The 18,109-nt window shown below is 72.2% G+C and carries 19 protein-coding genes; 12 read left to right on the top strand and 7 right to left on the bottom strand.

Features of this window, described 5'->3' with window-relative positions; translation table 11 throughout:
- Nucleotides 1–3: 3 nt before the first annotated feature.
- Nucleotides 4–393, bottom strand: coding sequence for a MerR family transcriptional regulator (locus tag RGQ06_RS10240; RefSeq protein WP_432430246.1), 390 nt, complete (start codon nt 391–393; stop codon nt 4–6).
- An 82-nt stretch (nt 394–475) separates the two neighbouring features.
- Here RGQ06_RS10240 and RGQ06_RS10235 point away from each other — a divergent pair, with 82 nt between their 5' ends.
- Complete coding sequence (locus RGQ06_RS10235; RefSeq protein WP_432430247.1) at nt 476–1,168, top strand: FkbM family methyltransferase; 693 nt, start codon at nt 476–478, stop codon at nt 1,166–1,168.
- A 3-nt stretch (nt 1,169–1,171) separates the two neighbouring features.
- Here the strand turns inward: RGQ06_RS10235 and RGQ06_RS10230 are convergent, their stop codons facing one another.
- Complete coding sequence (locus RGQ06_RS10230) at nt 1,172–1,495, bottom strand: hypothetical protein (RefSeq protein WP_432430248.1); 324 nt, start codon at nt 1,493–1,495, stop codon at nt 1,172–1,174.
- A 260-nt stretch (nt 1,496–1,755) separates the two neighbouring features.
- On the opposite strand from RGQ06_RS10230, the gene RGQ06_RS10225 reads away from it, so the two are divergent.
- The 7 genes from RGQ06_RS10225 to RGQ06_RS10195 are packed head-to-tail and all read left to right on the top strand — an operon-like array spanning nt 1,756 to nt 10,468.
- A complete protein-coding gene (locus RGQ06_RS10225; protein ID WP_432430249.1) occupies nt 1,756–3,291 on the top strand; it encodes a SulP family inorganic anion transporter in 1,536 nt (511 codons plus the stop codon).
- A gap of 8 nt (nt 3,292–3,299) precedes the next feature.
- A complete protein-coding gene (locus RGQ06_RS10220; protein ID WP_432430250.1) occupies nt 3,300–4,679 on the top strand; it encodes an MFS transporter in 1,380 nt (459 codons plus the stop codon).
- Entirely contained in the window at nt 4,615–5,376 is a 762-nt protein-coding gene (gene modA, locus RGQ06_RS10215; RefSeq protein ID WP_432430251.1) for a molybdate ABC transporter substrate-binding protein, read from the top strand. The genes RGQ06_RS10220 and modA overlap by 65 nt, the downstream gene beginning before the upstream one ends.
- On the top strand, nt 5,373–6,164 hold the full coding sequence (locus RGQ06_RS10210; protein ID WP_432430252.1) for an ABC transporter permease: 792 nt from the start codon (nt 5,373–5,375) through the stop codon (nt 6,162–6,164). Before modA ends, RGQ06_RS10210 begins: the two co-directional genes overlap by 4 nt.
- The gene (locus RGQ06_RS10205) at nt 6,161–7,225 is read left to right on the top strand and encodes an ABC transporter ATP-binding protein (RefSeq protein ID WP_432430253.1); all 1,065 of its coding nucleotides are present in this window, start codon (nt 6,161–6,163) and stop codon (nt 7,223–7,225) included. Before RGQ06_RS10210 ends, RGQ06_RS10205 begins: the two co-directional genes overlap by 4 nt.
- 51 nt (nt 7,226–7,276) lie before the next feature.
- Nucleotides 7,277–8,755, top strand: coding sequence for a glutamate synthase-related protein (locus RGQ06_RS10200; RefSeq protein ID WP_432430254.1), 1,479 nt, complete (start codon nt 7,277–7,279; stop codon nt 8,753–8,755).
- A 6-nt stretch (nt 8,756–8,761) separates the two neighbouring features.
- Complete coding sequence (locus RGQ06_RS10195; protein WP_432430255.1) at nt 8,762–10,468, top strand: SulP family inorganic anion transporter; 1,707 nt, start codon at nt 8,762–8,764, stop codon at nt 10,466–10,468.
- A 19-nt stretch (nt 10,469–10,487) separates the two neighbouring features.
- On the opposite strand, the gene RGQ06_RS10190 is transcribed toward RGQ06_RS10195, so the two are convergent.
- The 3 genes from RGQ06_RS10190 to RGQ06_RS10180 are packed head-to-tail and all read right to left on the bottom strand — an operon-like array spanning nt 10,488 to nt 14,094.
- Nucleotides 10,488–11,954 (bottom strand): glycoside hydrolase family 130 protein, encoded by a 1,467-nt coding sequence (locus RGQ06_RS10190; RefSeq protein WP_432430256.1) that lies wholly within the window; start codon nt 11,952–11,954, stop codon nt 10,488–10,490.
- Nucleotides 11,951–12,991: a glycosyltransferase gene (locus RGQ06_RS10185; protein WP_432430257.1), complete on the bottom strand. Its 1,041-nt coding sequence runs from the start codon at nt 12,989–12,991 to the stop codon at nt 11,951–11,953. Before RGQ06_RS10185 ends, RGQ06_RS10190 begins: the two co-directional genes overlap by 4 nt.
- Nucleotides 12,988–14,094 (bottom strand): glycosyltransferase, encoded by a 1,107-nt coding sequence (locus tag RGQ06_RS10180; protein ID WP_432430258.1) that lies wholly within the window; start codon nt 14,092–14,094, stop codon nt 12,988–12,990. Before RGQ06_RS10180 ends, RGQ06_RS10185 begins: the two co-directional genes overlap by 4 nt.
- 266 nt (nt 14,095–14,360) lie before the next feature.
- Between RGQ06_RS10180 and RGQ06_RS10175 the strand changes: the two genes are divergently transcribed.
- Entirely contained in the window at nt 14,361–15,359 is a 999-nt protein-coding gene (locus tag RGQ06_RS10175) for a glycosyltransferase family 4 protein (protein WP_432430259.1), read from the top strand.
- Between the two features lie 44 nt (nt 15,360–15,403).
- Nucleotides 15,404–15,808, top strand: coding sequence for a GFA family protein (locus RGQ06_RS10170; RefSeq protein WP_432430260.1), 405 nt, complete (start codon nt 15,404–15,406; stop codon nt 15,806–15,808).
- A 22-nt stretch (nt 15,809–15,830) separates the two neighbouring features.
- On the opposite strand, the gene RGQ06_RS10165 is transcribed toward RGQ06_RS10170, so the two are convergent.
- The gene (locus RGQ06_RS10165) at nt 15,831–16,487 is read right to left on the bottom strand and encodes an SDR family oxidoreductase (RefSeq protein ID WP_432430323.1); all 657 of its coding nucleotides are present in this window, start codon (nt 16,485–16,487) and stop codon (nt 15,831–15,833) included.
- 119 nt (nt 16,488–16,606) lie between these two features.
- Here RGQ06_RS10165 and RGQ06_RS10160 point away from each other — a divergent pair, with 119 nt between their 5' ends.
- Together RGQ06_RS10160 and RGQ06_RS10155 are read left to right on the top strand one after the other, a co-directional pair.
- On the top strand, nt 16,607–17,179 hold the full coding sequence (locus RGQ06_RS10160) for a TetR-like C-terminal domain-containing protein (protein WP_432430261.1): 573 nt from the start codon (nt 16,607–16,609) through the stop codon (nt 17,177–17,179).
- Nucleotides 17,180–17,217: 38 nt separating this feature from the next.
- On the top strand, nt 17,218–17,670 hold the full coding sequence (locus tag RGQ06_RS10155; protein WP_432430262.1) for an SRPBCC family protein: 453 nt from the start codon (nt 17,218–17,220) through the stop codon (nt 17,668–17,670).
- Nucleotides 17,671–17,681: 11 nt separating this feature from the next.
- Here RGQ06_RS10155 and RGQ06_RS10150 read toward each other — a convergent pair whose 3' ends face one another.
- The gene (locus RGQ06_RS10150; RefSeq protein ID WP_432430263.1) at nt 17,682–18,059 is read right to left on the bottom strand and encodes a nuclear transport factor 2 family protein; all 378 of its coding nucleotides are present in this window, start codon (nt 18,057–18,059) and stop codon (nt 17,682–17,684) included.
- Between the last annotated feature and the right edge of the window lie 50 nt (nt 18,060–18,109).

Below are 18,109 nucleotides of genomic sequence, written 5' to 3'. Positions count from 1 at the left end.
GGATCAGCTCCGGCCGGACTCGCGCCGCAGCCGCTTGGCCACGGCCTCGGCCGCCCGCAGCCGCGCGCGCAGCTCCTCGCAGCGCTGCTCCGCGATCTCGGCGAAGCCGTCGAGGCGGGAACGGAGCTGCGCCTCGTCCCCCCCGGCGCCACCCGCGTCGAGCTGGTCCTGGAGCGCGAGGACCTCGCCCATCTCCTCGAGGCTGAAGTCGAGCGGCTTGAGGTCCTTGACCAGCTGGAGCCGCTCGATGTCGGCGTCGGTGTAGAGGCGGAAGCCACCGGCCGTGCGCCCCGACGGGGGCACGAGCCCGACCTCCTCGTAGAACCGGATGGTGCGCAACGAGAGGCCCGTCTGGGCTGCCGCCTCGCCGATCTGGTGCATGTCGTGCCCCACCGATGCATCTCCTCGTCGTCGGTCGCAGGAGCCTACCGCCGCGAGGTCATTCTCACGTCACGTGAGGGTATGGTCGATGCGCATGCATGCGCTCCTCACCGCCCTGTCGTCCCTGCCGGGCTTCGAGCGCGAGCTCCGACTGCTCCCCCACCTCGTCCGCCGCGGTTCGGTCGCCATCGATGTCGGCGCGTCGCTCGGCGCCTACGCCATCCCCATGGCACTGCTGGCCGGGACCTCCGGGGCCGTCGTCGCCTTCGAGCCCCGCACCGATGCTGCCAAGCGCCTGCGCCGGATCGCCAGGTTCCTGGGCCTGGCCGCGCTGCAGGTCGAGTCCGCAGCGCTCGGAGCGAAGGCCCACACCACCGGCCTGGTGGTGCCCCGCCGCCGGCGGGCCGTCCCCGGTCGGTCGTACCTCACCGCCGGCGCGGTGCGCGACGGCCTCGACGACGGTCTCTCCCAGACCCCGCCGCTCCAGGTCCGGGTGCAGACCATGGACGAGGTGCGGGCCGGGATGGACCGGCCGATCGAGTTCGTGAAGTGCGACGTCGAGGGCTTCGAGCTCGACGTGTTCCAGGGCGGTCGCCGGGTCCTGTCCGAGGACCGGCCCGTGGTGCTGTGCGAGCTCGAGGAGCGCCACGCCAGCCGCTACGGACGGACGGTCGCCGACGTCATCGACCTCTTCCACGGGCTGGGCTACGTCGTGTCGCGATCCACTGCTGATGCCCGCAACGTGCTGTTCGTGCCCAGCGAGCGGCCGGCGGTGACCTGGCGCTGAACGTCAGCGCATCCCGGCGGCCGGGTTGTCGTCGGGCGGGAGCGGCGTGTTGCTCTCCCGCACCCGGTCGAGCTTGTCGGCGTCGCAGTCCGGGCAGAGGTGCACGGTGTGGACCGACACGATCGAGAGCTGGGTGCCGCGGGACTTCTCCCACACCGCCTGTGCCGCTGACCGGACGTCTTCGTTGCCACACGTCTTGCACCGTGGCGTGAGGTCACGGTCCCACGAGACGTCGCAGGCCGAACACGTGATGTGGATCACCTCGCCGTCGCGCTCGCCGGAGAGGTGCTCGTCGGACTGGCAGCCCGGGCAGATCAGTTCGTCCACGCCAACGGAGGGTACCGACGATCGACCGCGACCTCGGCCAGTGACCAACGGCACAAAGAGCGGCGCGCGTCTCTACCCTCACGTTCAGGTAGGTTGCTGACCGGCACCGGCTCACCGCCGTGCCCAGCGAGTCCTCTGGTGAAGCCGTGCCGCCCTGCTGCGGCGGCCGACTCCGGCCTCCGGGCTCGTCCCCCTCTGACCTCCCCCGGTTCGTCGCGGCCCCCGTTCGTGCGCGAGCTCGAGAACCCGAAAGCGCACGCATGCCCTCCGGCTTCACCGCCCCCAACGACCTCATCACGCCCAGCGCCCTGGACGACGCCCCGGCCCGCAGCCGGCTGGCTCGCTTCGGCGGCGGCTGGGGTGTCGACATCAAGGGGAACCTGCTCGCCGGCCTCGTCGTCGCCGTGGCCCTCATCCCCGAGGCCATCGCCTTCTCGATCATCGCCGGCGTGGACCCGAAGGTCGGCCTCTACGCCAGCTTCAGCATCGCCGTGATCATCTCGTTCACCGGCGGACGCCCGGCCATGATCTCCGCGGCCACCGGCGCCATGGCGCTGGTCATGATCCCGCTGATCCGGGACCACGGCGTCGAGTACCTCTTCGCCGCCACGATCGTCACCGGCGTGTTCCAGTTCGCCCTCGGTGCGCTCGGCGTCGGGCGCCTCATGCGCTTCATCCCGCGCACCGTGATGGTGGGGTTCGTGAACGCCCTCGCCATCCTCATCTTCCTCGCCCAGCTCGACCACTTCGTGGGTGAGGCCTGGGGTGTCTGGGCGATGATCGCTGCCGGTCTGGGCATCATCTACGGCGTCCCGCGGCTCACCACCGCCGTGCCGGCCCCGCTGGTCGCCATCGTGGCCCTCACCAGCGCCGCCTTCGTCTTCGACCTCGGCCTCCCGACCGTCGGCGACATGGGCGAGCTGCCCACGGCCCTCCCGTTCTTCGGCCTCCCCGACGTACCGTTCACCTTCGAGACGCTGTCGATCGTGGCGCCGTACGCCATCACCCTCGCCCTCATCGGCCTGCTCGAGTCGCTGCTGACCGCGCAGATCATCGACGACGTCACCGACACCCGCTCCGACAAGGATCGCGAGTCCCGGGGGCAGGGCATCGCCAACGTCGCCACCGGCTTCCTCGGCGGCATGGCTGGCTGCGCCATGATCGGCCAGTCGATGATCAACGTGAAGTCCGGTGGCCGCAGCCGCCTCTCCACCTTCTCGGCCGGCATCTTCCTGCTCGTCATGATCCTCGTCTTCGGCGATCTGGTCGCCATGATCCCCATGGCTGCGCTGGTCGCGGTGATGATCGTGGTCGCCGTCGCGACGTTCGACTGGACGAGCCTCAAGCCCTCCACGATCCGCTCGACCCCCAAGACCGAGACCGCGGTCATGGGCGTCACCGTCCTCACCGTCGTGCTCACCCACAACCTCGCCTACGGCGTCATCGCCGGTGTCGTGCTCGCCACCGTCTTCTTCGCCCGCCGGGTCGCCCACCTCGTCGACGTCACCAGCGTCCTCGACCCCGAGGGCGGCGAGCGCGTCTACGCCCTCACCGGCGAGCTGTTCTTCGCCTCGACCAACGAGCTCGTCCACTCCTTCGACTACGACGACGACGTGAACCGCGTCGTCATCGACCTCACCGACGCCCACGTCTGGGACTCCTCGGCCGTCGCCACCCTCGACGCCGTCGTCCACAAGTTCGAGGCCCGCGGCGTCGAGGTCGAGCTCATCGGGCTCAACGACCACAGCCACGAGCTGCACAACGGCCTCACCGGGCGGCTCGTGAACGGCCACTGACGCCGCCGATGACCGCGACCCCGTCCGAGCTGGTGGAGACCACCACGGCAGCACCGGACCGCAACAGCGGCCGGTTCCCGTGGTACGTGCTCGCCGGGGCCATCGTCCTGCAAGGCGCCACGGCTCCGGGCCAGACGGTGGGGATCTCGGTCTTCGTCGACCACTTCGCGTCCGACCTCGACCTCTCCCGGTCCGCCGTCTCGTCCGCGTACCTGCTGGGCACCCTGTCCGGGGCGCTCACCATGCCCGCCGCCGGCAGGCTCATCGACCGTCGCGGCGTGCGGACCGCCACGCTGCTGTTCGGCTCGGGCTTCGGTGCCGTGCTCATCGCGATGGCCGGCGTGACCGGGTTCGTGACGCTGGCCATCGGCTTCGCCGGCACCCGCATCCTCGGCCAGGGCGCCCTCACGCTCACGGCGACCACCACCGTCGCGATCTGGTTCGACGAGCGCCGCGGGTTCGCCAACGGCATCAAGGCGGCCGCCGGCAGCGGTCTCATGTCCCTCGTCCCCATCGGCTCGGCCGCGCTGATCGCCCTCGTCGGGTGGCGGACGTCCTGGATCGTCCTCGGTCTCGCCGCCTGGGCCATCGTGCTGCCGCTCGGACGCTGGCTCATCCGCGACCCGCGCCACGACCACGACCCAGCGACCGACGATTTCGCCACCGACACCACTCGAGCCGATGCTGCGAGGACCCGACCGCGACCGCCGGCGGTCGCGCCGGCGCCGTCCTGGCCGGTGCGCGACGTCGTCCGCCACCCCGCGTTCCTCGCCATGACCGGCGCCGCCGCCCTGGCGGCGCTCATCGGCACCGGGTTGATGTTCCACCACATCGACCTGCTCACCGGACAGGGGCTCAGCACCACAGAGGCTGCGGCGGCCTTCCTCCCCCTCACCATCGCCGGAGCCGTCGCCGCGCTCGCCGCCGGCCGGGTCGCCGACCAGGTGTCACCCCGACTGCTCACGGCGATCGCGCTCGTCGTGCTCGGGGCCTCGCCGGTGCTCGTGCAGACCATCGGCAGCACCGTGACCGCGGCTGCCTACGGCGCTGCGCTCGGCGCGTCCGGCGCCGCCATCCGGACGATCGAGGCCACCGCCCTCCCCCGCTGGTTCGGCATCGCCACCATCGGCCAGATCCGCGGCGTGGTGATGGCTGCGGGCGTGGGGGCCAGCGCGGTCGGTCCGCTCATCGTCTCCCTCGGGCTCGACCTCTTCGACTCCTACACGCCCGTGCTCAACGCGCTCGGCGCGGTCTCGGTCCTCCTCGCCGTCGCGACGATGTTCGTGTCGCCGCCGACCGGCGGGGCGCGGGAGGATGGGCGCGATGCGACGGCTGGCCATCCTCACCGCGAGCCTGATCGCGGTCCTCGCCCTGGCGGCATGCGGTGATGACGCGACCTCCGAGGCGACGTCAGGCCGCTCGGTCACGGTGTTCGCGGCCGCATCGCTGTCCGATGCCTTCACCGAGCTGGCCCAGGCGTTCGAGGCCGCCCACGAGGGCACGTCGGTCGAGCTGAGCTTCGCTGGGTCGTCGTCGCTGCGCGAGCAGATCCTCGCCGGTGCCCCGGCGGACGTGTTCGCCTCTGCGAACGTGGCGAACATGGACGAGGTGATCGAGGCCGGCGAGGTGGGGTCGGCGACGGTGTTCGCGACGAACCGACTGCAGATCGCCGTGCCCGCCGGCAACCCGGCCGCGGTCGACGGCCTCGCGGACTTCGCCGACCCGGACCTGCTGATCGGGCTCTGCGCCGAGGAGGTCCCCTGCGGCGTCCTCGGACGCCAGGCCCTCGATGCCGCCGGCGTGACGCCCTCACCGGACACCGCCGAGCCGGACGTGCGGGCGCTGCTCACCAAGGTGGAGGCCGGCGAGCTCGATGCCGGGCTGGTGTACGTGACCGATGTGCTCGCCGCAGGTGGGGGCGTGCAGGGCATCGACCTCCCGGCGGAGATCGACGTCAGCACGTCGTACACCATCGGCACCGTCACCGGCTCCGGGGACGCCGACCTCGCCGCGGCGTTCGTCGAGCTCGTGCGCAGCGACGAGGGGCAGGCCGTCCTCGAGCGGGCGGGGTTCGAGCGGGCATGAGGCGACGTCGGACCAGGAACCGGGCCCCGTGGGTGCTGCTGCCCCTCGCCGCGGTCGGGGTGGCCTTCATCGTCCTGCCGTTGGTGGCGCTCCTGCAGCGCACGCCGTGGGGTGACCTCGGGCGCCTCCTCGGCGACCCCGTCGTCACCGATGCCCTCCGCCTCAGCCTCGTCAGCGCCCTCGTCGCGACCGTGCTCTCGCTGCTCGTCGGTGTCCCCCTCGCCTGGGTGCTGGCCCGCACCGACTTCCCCGGCCGGGCGGTCGTCCGCGCCCTGGTCACCCTGCCCATGGTGCTGCCGCCGGTGGTCGGCGGCGCCGCCCTGCTGTTCGCGTTCGGCCGCCGGGGCCTGCTCGGCGAGCCGATCTACGACGGCACGGGCTTCCTGCTCCCCTTCTCGCTGTGGGGGGTGATCGCCGCCAACACCTTCGTGGCCATGCCGTTCCTGGTCATCACCGTCGAAGCCGGGCTCCGCTCGGCGGACGAGCGCTACGAGGATGCCGCCGCCACCCTCGGCGCGAGCCGCTGGACCATCTTCAGGCGCATCACCGTCCCGAACGCCATGCCCGCCGTGCTCGCCGGCGCGGTGCTGTGCTGGGCCCGCGCCCTGGGCGAGTTCGGCGCCACCGTCACCTTCGCGGGCAACCTGCAGGGCCGCACCCAGACCATGCCGCTCGCGGTGTTCCTCGCCCTCGAGTCCGACCGGGACGCCGCCATCGCCCTCTCCCTGGTGCTGATCGCCGTCTCCCTCGCCGTGCTCATCCCGCTCCGCGATCGCTGGCTCCGATGAGCACGCTCGACGCGGCGATCCGGCTGCGCCTCGGAGACCTCGACCTCGACGTCGCGCTCGGGGCCGACACGGGTGAGGCGGTCGCCATCCTCGGACCCAACGGGGCCGGCAAGACCACCATCGTCCGCGCCCTCGCCGGCCTGGTCCCCATCGACGGCGGGTGCATCACCCTCGACGGCGCCGTCCTCGACCGCCCCGACAGCGCCACGTTCGTGCCGAGCGAGCGTCGCCCCATCGGCGTCGTCTTCCAGGACTACCTCCTCTTCCCCCGCATGAGCGCGCGGGACAACATCGCCTTCGGCCTCCGCTCGCGCGGCATCGACAAGGCCGCCGCCCACGAGCAGGCCGACGCGTGGCTCGACCGCTTCGGGCTCGCCGAGCACGCCCGGTCGAGGCCCTCGGCGCTGTCCGGAGGCCAGGCCCAGCGGGTCGCGCTGGCACGCGCGCTCGCCACCAACCCGAAGCTGCTGCTCCTCGACGAACCCCTCGCGGCGCTCGACGCCAGCACCCGCGTCCACGTCCGGGCCGAGCTGCGCCGCCACCTCACCACGTTCGAGGGGGCCCGGATCCTCATCACGCACGATCCCATCGACGCGCTGATCCTCGCCGACCGGCTCGTCATCGTCGAGGACGGCCGCATCACCCAGACCGGCACCGCCGCCGACATCACGAGCCGGCCGGCGACCCGCTACGTCGCCGACCTCGTCGGGATCAATCTCCTCCACGGGCGCCTCGACGGCAGCACCGTGCACCTCGCCGACGGCGGCGAGCTGACGGTCGCCGCGGACGACGACGTCCCCCGCGGCGACGTGGCCCTGGCCATCCGCCCGCAGGCCATCGCGCTGTACGCCGAGCGGCCCGACGGCAGCCCCCGCAACGTCTGGGCGGCCACCGTCGCCGACCTCGAGGCCGACCGGGACCGCATCCGGGTCCGGCTCTCCGGGCCGATCAGCCTCACCGCCGAGGTCACCGCCACCGCCGCCCACACCCTCGACCTCCGCCCCGGCCAGCAGGTCTGGGCCAGCATCAAGGCCGTCGACGTCTCCGTCTACGAGCGTTGAGCGAGCCGCGGGATGAGCCGGCCGACCCCGACGTCGATACGGTTCGACGCCGTGACCTCCACGCCCCGACGGATCGGCACAGGTCTCGTCGCGGCTGCGGTGGCGCTGGCCGGCTACGACCTGACCCAGCGCCGGAGCGCCATCATGCGGAACTACCCGCTGATCGGGCGGTTGCGCTACATGCTCGAGCACATCGGGCCCGAGCTGCGCCAGTACATCGTCACCGACAACGACCAGGAACGGCCCTTCACCCGCGATCAGCGGCGGTGGGTGTACACGACGGCCAAGGCGGAGAACAACAAGTTCGGCTTCGGGACCGACAACGACATCGACACCCCCGGCTACCTCCTGCTGCGCCAGTCGCCGTTCCCGGTCGACCTCTACGGGGACGAGGTGGCCGTGCGCAAGGTCGTCGGGGCCTGGCGGAAGCGGCCGGGCGCCTTCACGCCCGGGTCCGTCGTGAACGTCGCGGCCATGAGCTTCGGGTCGCTGAGCGGGCCGGCCATCGAGGCCCTGAACCGCGGTGCCACGGATGCCGGCTGCCTCCACAACACCGGTGAGGGCGGGATCAGCTCACACCACCTGAAGGGCGGGGACCTCGTCTGGCAGCTCGGCACCGCCTACTTCGGCGCCCGGGACGCCGACGGTCAGTTCGACCTCGACAAGGTCGTCGCCACCGTCGAGCGCCACCCGGTGCGGGCCATCGAGGTGAAGCTCAGCCAGGGCGCGAAGCCGGGGATGGGCGGCCTCTTGCCCGCAGCCAAGGTCTCGGGCGAGATCGCCGAGATCCGCGGCGTCGAGCCGGGCGTCACCGTCGCCAGCCCCGGCCGCCATCCCGAGTTCGACGACGTCCCCGGGCTGGTCGACTTCGTCGAGCGGATCGCCGCGGCCACGGGCCTGCCGGTGGGCATCAAGTCCGCGGTCGGCGACGCCGCCTTCTGGAGCGAGCTCGCCGCCCACATGGCGACCACGGGCCGCGGCCCCGACTTCGTCACCGTCGACGGCGGCGAGGGCGGGACGGGCGCGGCACCCCTGGCCTTCAGCGACCACGTGGCGCTCCCGTTCGTCCAAGCCTTCCCGACCGTCTACAAGGCCTTCGCTCGCGAGGGGCTGCACCACGGCGTGGCCTTCTTCGGCGGGGGCAAGCTCGGGTTCCCCATCTCCGCGGTGTTCGCGCTCGCGATGGGGTGCGACGGGGTGAACGTCGCGAGGGAGGCGATGCTGGCGATCGGCTGCATCCAGGCCCAGCGCTGCCACACCGACCACTGCCCGACCGGTGTCGCCACGCAGAACGCCTGGCTGGTCCGAGGCCTCGACCCCACGCTGAAGTCGGTGCGCGCCGGGACCTACATCAAGGGGCTGCGGGCCGAGATGGCCTCCCTCGCGGGCGCGGCGGGGGTCGACCACCCCTCCCTGGTCCCGCTCGACAGCTTCGAGGTGGTGCTCGACCGCTTCACCACCCGGTCCGCGGCCGAGGTGCTCGGCTACGAGCCCGGCTGGGGGTTGCCGCCTGGCGCAGTGGGGTCCTGAGCTCGCATGACGAGGAAGCTCAGCGACGTCCTGCCCGGGCTCGCGGCGTTCCGCCGCTACGAGGCCACCGACCTCCGCCACGACGTCGTCGCCGGGCTCGCGCTCAGCGCGCTCCTGGTGCCAGCCGGGATGGGCTACGCCGAGGTCGCCGGCCTCCCACCGGTCACCGGCCTCTACGCCACCATCGCCGGGCTGCTGGCCTACGCGGTCGTCGGCCCATCGCGAACCCTGATCCTCGGACCGGATTCATCGCTGGCCCCCGTCATCGGCGCCGCCGTCGCGCCGCTGGCCCTGGCCGACACGGACCGTGCCGTGAGCCTCGCCGGCCTGCTCGCCCTGATGGTCGGCGTCATCTTGATCCTCGGAGGGTTGCTGCGCCTGGGCTTCGTGACCGACCTCGTCTCGAAGCCGATCAGCATCGGGTACCTCAACGGCATCGCGGTCGTCGTGGCGCTCAGCCAGGTCCCCAAGCTCCTCGGCTTCAGCGTGGAGGCCGGCGGCATCGACGACGAGGTCCGCGGACTGATCGACGGCATCCGAGACGGCGCGGTGTCCGCAGTCGCCGCCGGCGTCGGCGTCGGCGCGCTGGTCGGCATCGTGGTGCTGCGGGAGGTCGCACCGCGCATCCCGTGGATGCTCGTCGCGGTGCTCGCGAGCGCCGTGGTCGTCGTCACCGCCGACCTCGACGTGGCGGTCATCGGGTCCCTCCCCGGCGGGGTGCCGGCGCCGAGCCTCGACCACCTGCGGTTCGGCGACGTCTTCGAGCTCGTACCGGCTGCCGCAGGCATCGCCATCGTGGCCTTCGGCGACTCCAGCGTGCTCAGCCGCACCTTCTCCATGGCCGACGGGCACGACGTCGACAAGGACCAGGAGATGGTGGCAGTGGGGGCGGCGAACCTGGCGTGCGGTGCGCTGGGCGGCTTCCCCATCTGCGCCAGCTCCTCGCGCACCCCGGTCGCCCGCGAGAGCGGGGCTCGGACCCAGCTCACCAGCGTGGTCGGCGCCGCCGTCGTCGCACTCCTGCTCCTCGTGGCTCCCGGGTTGACGAGCCACGTGCCCTCCGCAGCGCTGGCGGCGGTCGTCATCGCAGCGGTGCTCCGGGTGGCCGATGTCCGTGGCGTGGTGCAGCTGTGGTCGATGAACCGGACCGAGGGCTGGTTGAGCCTCGCAGCCTTCGCCGGCGTGGTCGTCTTCGGCGTCCTCGAGGGCATCGCCATCGCCGTCGTCCTGTCGCTCGGGGCCTTCGTGGCCCGGGCGTGGCGGCCGCACTCCGCCGAGCTGGTGCGCGTCGACGGTCGCAAGGGCTACCACGACCGCGCTCGTCACCCGCACGGCCGGCGCGTGCCCGGACTGGTGATGGTCCGCTTCGACGCCCCGCTCTTCTTCGCCAACTGCAGCTTCTTCGAGGACGTCGTGCGCGACACCGTCGCCGATTCCCCCACCCCCGTGCGCTGGGTGGTCATCGTCGGAGACCCCATCAGCGACATCGACTCGACGGGTGCCGAGACACTCGCCCTCCTCGACGACGCCCTGGCGGAGCAGGGTGTGACCCTCGTGTTCGCCGGCCTGAAGGGCACGGTCAAGGACCGCCTGGCCCGGTACGGGATGGCCGAGCGCTTCGGCCCGGACCGCCACTACTCGACCCTCGGGGCCGCCGTCTCCGACTACGTGCGGATCACCGGCGTCGACTGGGTCGACTGGACGGACCGCTGAGACGCGCCGCCGTGCACCATCAGCAGCCGGACATCGCGCCGAGCACGTCGTCGATGTCCGCGGAGGCGAACCCGATGGAGGAGTCCCCCACCCCGTAGGGGATGACGAGGTTCGCTCCGTGGCGCACGGCGCCGCAGGAGTACACGACGTTCGGCACGTAGCCGTCCTGCTCGTCCGGACCGGGGGTGAGCAGCGGCTCGGCCAGCTCGCCGATCATCTGCGTCGGGTCGTCGAGGTCCAGCAGGCAGGCGCCGATCGAGTAGGTGCGCATCGGTCCGACGCCGTGGGTGAGGACCAGCCAGCCGGCGTCGGTCTCGATCGGGGGGCCGCAGTTGCCGACCTGGATGGAGCTCCAGAGCTTCGCCTGGCCTCCCAGCGCCGTCGCGGTCGGCCAGTGCCGGATGTCGTCGGTGACCGCAACGGCGTTGCTCGTGCCGTCGTGGCGGGACAGTGCGACGAAGTGGCCGTCGATGCGCCGGGGGAACAGGGCGAGGCCCTTGTTGCTGGCGGCCGCCCCCTGCAGCGGCGAGACCTCGAAGGTGGAGAAGTCGGCGGTCTCGAGCAGCTGCTGGCCGATGTCGCGTCCGTCGTAGGCCGTGTAGGTGGCGTAGTAGACGACCCGGTCGTCGTCCTCGAAGCGGACGAAGCGAGCATCCTCGACGCCGCTCACCTCGGCACTCGTCACCGGGTAGAGCACCCGCTCGTCGATCGGGGAGGACGGGTCGAAGTCGACGCAGTAGCCCCGCTCGGCGAGCGCTCGCAGGCGTCGGACCGTCTTCGCCACGCCCGGGCGGGTGTCGTCCTGGCCCTCGAGCTCGGCGAGGCGGCCGTCGAGCTCGGCCCTCGTGAACTCGTCGCCGAGCGCATCCAGGACCCAGGTCGTGGCCTCGACGTCGTCACGGACCCGCCGCGCCATCCCTCGGAAGGCATCGGCGTGGAGCGTCCCGGACGAGAGCCTGCCGGCGCCGGCGAACGGTCCCCGCTCGTCGATGGTGACCTGGCCGCGCTCGTCGACCGATGCAGTCCGGAAGCCGATGGAGGACCGGTGACCTTCGCCGATCCCGCGGGTGCTCATCACCAGGTCGAGCGTTCCGGCGCGTGCGCCGGCCTGGCTGGGCGCGGCGACGAACGACGGGTTGCAGAGCGCAGCGGCCTCGATGCTGTACTCGTGGGTGAACGTCGCACCGAGCAGCAGCCGGCGCTCCTCGGTCAGGGCGGCTCCCTCAGGGAGCCGGTTGGCGATCCGCTCGGCGTGGCGCTCGAACGTGGCGCGGAGGTCTCGGTGGCGGGCGCCGAAGCGGATGACGAGCTCGGCGAGGCCGTCGGCAACCTGCTCGTCGCCGAGGTCGAGCACGTGGCTGACGGCATCCGACACCTGTCGCCCACCGCGCGGCTCGGGGTGTCCGGGCACGAACAGCTTCGCGATCACGCGGGTCGGATCCGCGTGCAACCGCAGCGGCTGGCGCACGGCCAGCTCCGTGGTCACCCGGTCACCGACGTCCGGTTGCGGGCGTGCTGCAGCGTGGAGATCAGCGCGATGGTGGATTCCGCGCCCTGGTTCAGGTTCGGCCCGGCATCGTGGATGCCGTCGTAGCCGCCACCGGTCTCGGCATCCCACATGACGGCGCCGACATCGTTGTCGCCGAGGAACCACCCGATGGCGAGGTCGATGCCACGACCCCAGCTCGGGTCTCCGGTGACCGCCTCGGCCCGGGCGCAGGCGTCGGCCATGGCCGCCGCCTCGATGGGTTGCTGATCGAACTGCGGCGCGACGTCGCCGGGTCCGGCACCGTCGACCGGCGTCAGCGACAGGTGCCCGTCGAGCGTCTCCCGTTCGAGCAGCCAGCGCAGCAGCGCGCAGCCGTGCTCGACGACGTCAGGACGGTGGAGGGCGTCCCCGGCAGCGATGAGGGCTTCGGCGACCGTGGCGTTCGCGTAGGTCAGGCGGGGCGCGGGCCACGGCCAGGCGCGGTCATCGTTCGGCGGGCCGATGGCGGTGACCGCATCCTCGAGCAGCGCTCGTGCGCCGTAGTGGTGCGGATCCGCCTGCAGGACCTCGGCCGCGCCGAGCGCGGCGAAGGCCATGGCGTGGAAGTGACCGGAGCGCTGCTCGATGGCGTGGCCGAACGACGCCATGCCCATCTGGCGCATCCAGTCGTCGCGGCCCCGGTTCGCTGCCATGCCGAATGCGGCGACGCTGCGACCCCAGCAGTCCTCCACGCCGTACCGGTCGCGCCAGCCGCCGTCGACGTCACGCCGGTTGCGCGAGCGGCCGGCCACGTCCTGGGACCGCACGAGGAAGCGCATGGCGGTCCGACCCAGGGCGCGCACCGAGGGGGTCGGCGACGGCTCGCGGAGCACCACCGTGAGCACCCGGGCCATGTCGTCCGTGCAGTAGCCGTGGTCGCGGCGGGGCGCCGCGAACTCCGCGTGCTCGAACGTGCCGATCCCATCGGTCATCGCCAGGAGGTGGTCGAAGCTCGGGCTCGGCACCGTGGGCCCGGCGGGCAGGGTGGCGGTCATCGGGTCGAGGCCCGGTCATCGGCGCTTAGGCGCTGGGCCAGCTCGGCGTACTGGCCGGCCACGGCGCCCCACGACAGGTCGGGGGCGAGACGCCGTGCCTCGGCGGCCATGTCGGCCGCCAGGCCGGGGTCGGTCAGCACGGACCGGATGGCGGAGGCCAGGGCGACCGGGTCCCGCTGCGGGACGACGATGCCGGCACCCGACGCGAGGAGCTCGGTGGCGTGCGGGAACGCCGTCGACACGACGGGGCGGCCGGCGGCGACGGCATCCACGAGGACGCCGGAGGTGACCTGCTCCTCGGAGTCGTACGGGAGCACGACGAGATCCGCCGAGGTGATCAGCTCGGTGAGGGCCGGCAGGTCGCGGTAGGTGTCGTCGAAGGAGACGTGGGGCGAGACGCCGGTGGCCCACGCCCGCGTGATCAACATGTTCCGGTACTCCTCGCCGGAGCGCTCCTTCACCTTCGGGTGGGTCGCGCCGGCGACCAGGTACTCGGGGAAGGGGTGCATCCCACCCAGCTCGAGCAGGGCGTCGATCGCCCACTCGATGCCCTTGCCCGGACCGAGCAGGCCCCAGGTGAGCAGGCGTGGTCGGCCCCGGCCTGCGGGAGGCCGTGCGGTGACGTGCGGGGTCGCAGCTCCGTGGGCGATCACGTGGACCTTGCACGGGTCGACGCCGTAGCCGTCGATCAAGCGCTCCCGCCCGCTGCGGGTCATCACCACGACCGCGCTCGCGACGGCGCAGAGCTCGGTCAGCACGCGGCGCTGGCCGTCCGTCGGCGTCTGGCGCACCGTGTGGGCCACGATCACCGTCGGCACCTGCAGCCGTTCGACCACATCGAGGATCTCGTCCCCGTCGGAGCCCGGGTAGATGCCGTACTCGTGCTGGACGATGGCCACATCGGTGCGGTCCAGGACCTCGATGCCGGACCCCCACGGCCCTGGTGGGCCGGTCAGCGACGCGAGGACCAGCGGATCGTCGAGACCCTCGTGCGGGTTGACGCGCACGACGTCGACCGAGTGGCCCACGGCGATCAGGCCGGCCGACAGCGCAGCGGAGAAGGTGGCGATGCCACAGGCGGTCGGCGGGAAGGTCCCGACCATGCCGAACGTGCGGGACGCGGGCGCGGTGGAACCGGGGGACGGGTGCGATGGAAGGGGGCCTGGCACGAGCGCTCCGATGATCGGCTCAGGCGAGGCGTCGGGCCTGCGGAGGGTGACGGACCGTTCTCGGCCGTCCGGACCCAAGCATGGCGACTCCCCCAAGGAGGGATGCCCCGAGCCTACGCCCGTCCGGCCCCGGCCCCTCCTGGGTACGCTCGACCATCGCCTCGCAACCAGGGAGCACGACATCCCCGTTGCGGATCGCCGTGCTCGCGCCGATCGCCTGGCGCACGCCGCCGGTCCACTACGGCCCGTGGGAGCTGTTCGCCTCGTTGCTGACGGAGGGCCTCGTCGCCCTGGGCCACGACGTCACCCTGTTCGCCACCGGCGACTCGATCACCGACGCCGCCCTCCATGCCACCTCCCCCACCGGGTGGTCCGAGGACGACACCATCGATCCGAAGGTCGCCGAGTGCCTGCACATCGCCTCGGTGTTCGAGCGAGCCGCGGACTTCGACGTCATCCACAACGGCTTCGACTTCCTCCCGCTGACCTACAGCGGGCTGGTCGACACCCCCGTCGTCACCACGATCCACGGCTTCTCCTCGCCCGCCATCGTCCCGGTCTACGAGCGATACGACGCCACCACGACCTACGTGGCGATCAGCGACGCCGACCGCCACCCGCGGCTGACCTACGCCGCCACCATCCACCACGGCATCGACGTCGACGCCCTCGGCCTCCACCCGGACCCCGGCGAGCACCTCGTGTTCTTCGGCCGCATCCATCCCGACAAGGGCGCCGCCCAGGCCATCGAGGTCGCCCACCGGACAGGGCGTCGCCTCGACATCGCCGGCATCGTCCAGGACGAGCGGTACTTCCACGATGAGGTCCTCCCCCATCTCGACGACGGTCGCGTCCGCTACCTCGGCCCGGTCGAGGGGACCCGGAGGTCCGAGATCCTCGGCGGCGCCCACGCCCTGCTGCACCTCATCGACTTCGACGAGCCCTTCGGCTACAGCGTCGCCGAGGCGCTGGCCTGCGGGACGCCGGTCATCGCCCACGACCGCGGCTCGATGGGCGAGCTGATCCGCCCCGGCGTCGACGGGTTCCTGACCCGCGACGTCGACGACGCCGTCACCGCCGTCGACGAGGCCGCCTCCCTCGACCGCGCCCGGATCCGCGCCTCGGCTCGCCAGCGGTTCGACCGGGCCACGATGGTGCAGCGCTACGTCGACGTCTACGACGCGCTCCTCGCACCCTGACCCGGGGTCCATCGTCGAGCGGGGGCCACCGTTACGATCCGGCCATGACCCGAACCGGACGATGCCTCTGCGGCCAGGTGATCTACGAGCTGACCGGCGACGTCATCGCCACCGCCGTCTGCCACTGCGACCACTGCCAGCGCCAGAGCGGCGGCGCGTTCTCGGTGAACCTCGTCGTCCACGAGTCCCAGCTCGCGGTGTCGGGGACGCTGCAGACCTACGTGGAGACCGGCGAGGACGACGACGGCGAGTACGTCAACCGCAAGTTCTGCGGGACGTGCGGTTCGCCCATCGTCTCCGAGCTCGTGCAGACCGACGGCGTCGTGGCCGTGAAGGCCGGCAGCCTCGACGATCGATCGGACGTGCGCCCCACCGTCGAGGTGTGGTGCGTCGATCGCCAGCCCTGGGTCGAGCTGCCCGGGATGCTCGCCTCCGTCGACCGCGAGTGACGCTCGGCCGGATGGCCTGAGGTCAGGAGCGGTGCCGGACGGCGTCGGCGATCGGCACGGGGCCGGTGTTGAAGTCGAGGGTCGCGCCGATGGTGGACGGGTCGTCGAGCACTGCGACGGCGACGGCGGCCACGTCCTCGCGCGGGACCTCGCCGCCCTCGAGCTCGTCACCGACCTCGATCGATCCGGTGCCGGGCTCGTCCGTGAGCGCGCTCGGTCCGAGGATCGTCCACGCCAGCGAGCTCTGCCGCACGTGGGCGTCAGCCGCCGCCTTCGCCTCGGCGTAGGGGAAGAAGCTCGAGTCGGGCGGGACCCCGTGGTCCGGACCGGCACCGAAGTACGACACCATCACGTAGCGCTCGACCCCCGCGGCGACCGCCGCGTCCACCGATCGGATCGCGGCGTCGCGATCCACGGCCCGGGTGCGGTCGGGATCACCACCGCCGGCGCCGGCCGACCACACGAGCGCGTCGTGCCCGGCGAGGTGCTGCGCCAGCTCCTCGACGCCCAGCTGCTCGACGTCCGCGACCATCGGGACGGCCCCGGCGGCCTCCACGTCGCGCTCGTGGTCCGGGTTGCGGATGATGCCCGTGACCTGGTGCCCCTGGGCCGAGAGCATCCGGGTGAGTCGCAGGGCGACCTTCCCGTGTCCTCCGATGATGGCGACGCGCACGACGATCTCTCTCCGTTGGGTTCGGTGTGCACGAGCGTAGAGGTGGCCTGCGCACACTGCTCTTGACAGCCCTGGCTAATGCTCTTAGCCTCACGGCTAGTGATCAACTCCCGGTTCCACCGCTGATGGCTCGCGCCGGCCTCTCCCCCGCCCGCGTCGTCGCCGAGGCCGCTGCCGTCGCCGACGAGGTCGGTCTCGACGGGCTCACGCTCGCCGCCGTCGCCGACCGGCTCGGCGTCCGGCTCCCGTCGCTCTACAAGCACGTCGACGGCGTCGACGCGATCCGCCGCGAGCTCGCCCTGCTGGGCCTGGAGGAGCTCGCGTCTGCGCTCGGACGAGCCGCCATGGGCCGCACCCGACGGGACGCGCTCGTCGACATCGCCCACGCCTACCGGGCCTTCGCCACCGAACGACCCGGCCTCTACACCGCCACGCTCCGAGCGCCGAGCGCGGACGACGAGGAGCTCACCGCCCGGGCCCAGGTGGTGCTCGACGTGGCCTTCGCCCTCACCCGGTCCTACGGGCTCGAGGGTGAGGACGCCATCCACGCCATCCGGATCCTGCGCTCGGCCCTGCACGGGTTCGTCACCCAGCAGGCCGCCGGCGCCTTCGGCCTGCCGGAGAGTCTCGACGACACCTTCAGCCGGCTGATCGACGTCCTCGACATCGCCTTCAGCTCGTGGGGCACGGCGCCCTGACCGGACCAGCACATCCACCGACATCACGGAGCCAGACCATGCGAGCCATCCAGACCACCGCCGTCCTCGACGTCACCCCAGACATCGCGTGGCGGGTCCTCACGGACTTCGCCGACCATGCCGAGTGGAACCCGTTCATGCGGAGCATCGAAGGTCAGCCCACCGAGGGAGCTCGCCTCACGGTCCGGCTCACACCACCCGGTGGCCGAGCGATGACCTTTCGCCCCACCGTCACCGCCGCCGATCCCGACCGTCTGCTCGAGTGGCTCGGGCACCTCGGCGTCCCCGGCCTGTTCGACGGACGGCACCGCTTCGAGCTCGAGCCCCTCCCCAGCGGCCAGACCCGGCTCACCCACAGCGAGACGTTCCGCGGGCTGCTCGTCCGCCCGCTCTGGCGGTCGATCGCCGAGCCCACCACCGCCGGGTTCGAGCAGTTCAACGCCGCCTTCGCTGATCGTTGCCTCGCCGTCAAGGACCAGCCCGCGACGTAGACGGGGCCGCCTCAGCCGTCTCCGTCGGTGACCTCGACCGTGTAGTGGATGGTCTGGACGGCGATCTTGCCGTCGCGGATCACGAAGGAGTCGGCACCGTCCCGCACCCGGGTCGCGGGCCCGGCGGCCGTCCACTCGAGGAAGGCGACGTCGCCGTGCACCAGGACCGTCGTGTACTCGAAGGTCGCCCCGGGCAGCTGCGCCTCGAGGAGCTCGGCGAGCACGCGGACCTGGTCACGGCCGGTGAAGAGGCCGAAGCCGGTGAGCACCACGACGTCTTCGGCGACGTTCCGCTCGAGATCGGTCCGCCAGTCGCCCGCTGCGGCCAGGGCCAGGTGGTCCTCGAGCACCTCGCGCGGTGTTCGCTGGGACGGCGTCGCTGCAGCCACTCGACCAGGCTGCCACGAGCGCTGGCGGCCGCGAGCAGATCGGTCTCGAG

The organism is Salinilacustrithrix flava (assembly GCF_041228405.1).
GTDB classification, from domain to species: domain Bacteria; phylum Actinomycetota; class Acidimicrobiia; order Acidimicrobiales; family Salinilacustritrichaceae; genus Salinilacustrithrix; species Salinilacustrithrix flava.
This window is presented reverse-complemented; position numbering and strand designations above follow the sequence as displayed.

Bases quoted from the DNA above. Each gene is read 5' to 3' on its own strand.
- RGQ06_RS10205 (WP_432430253.1), top strand. From the start codon at position 6,161: ATGAGCACGCTCGACGCGGCGATCCGGCTGCGCCTCGGAGACCTCGAC.
- RGQ06_RS10225 (WP_432430249.1), top strand. From the start codon at position 1,756: ATGCCCTCCGGCTTCACCGCCCCCAACGACCTCATCACGCCCAGCGCC.
- RGQ06_RS10220 (WP_432430250.1), top strand. From the start codon at position 3,300: ATGACCGCGACCCCGTCCGAGCTGGTGGAGACCACCACGGCAGCACCG.
- RGQ06_RS10160 (WP_432430261.1), top strand. From the start codon at position 16,607: ATGGCTCGCGCCGGCCTCTCCCCCGCCCGCGTCGTCGCCGAGGCCGCT.
- RGQ06_RS10235 (WP_432430247.1), top strand. From the start codon at position 476: ATGCATGCGCTCCTCACCGCCCTGTCGTCCCTGCCGGGCTTCGAGCGC.
- RGQ06_RS10195 (WP_432430255.1), top strand. From the start codon at position 8,762: ATGACGAGGAAGCTCAGCGACGTCCTGCCCGGGCTCGCGGCGTTCCGC.
- modA (WP_432430251.1), top strand. From the start codon at position 4,615: ATGCGACGGCTGGCCATCCTCACCGCGAGCCTGATCGCGGTCCTCGCC.
- RGQ06_RS10185 (WP_432430257.1), bottom strand. From the start codon at position 12,991: ATGACCGCCACCCTGCCCGCCGGGCCCACGGTGCCGAGCCCGAGCTTC.
- RGQ06_RS10180 (WP_432430258.1), bottom strand. From the start codon at position 14,094: ATGGTCGGGACCTTCCCGCCGACCGCCTGTGGCATCGCCACCTTCTCC.
- RGQ06_RS10170 (WP_432430260.1), top strand. From the start codon at position 15,404: ATGACCCGAACCGGACGATGCCTCTGCGGCCAGGTGATCTACGAGCTG.
- RGQ06_RS10210 (WP_432430252.1), top strand. From the start codon at position 5,373: ATGAGGCGACGTCGGACCAGGAACCGGGCCCCGTGGGTGCTGCTGCCC.
- RGQ06_RS10155 (WP_432430262.1), top strand. From the start codon at position 17,218: ATGCGAGCCATCCAGACCACCGCCGTCCTCGACGTCACCCCAGACATC.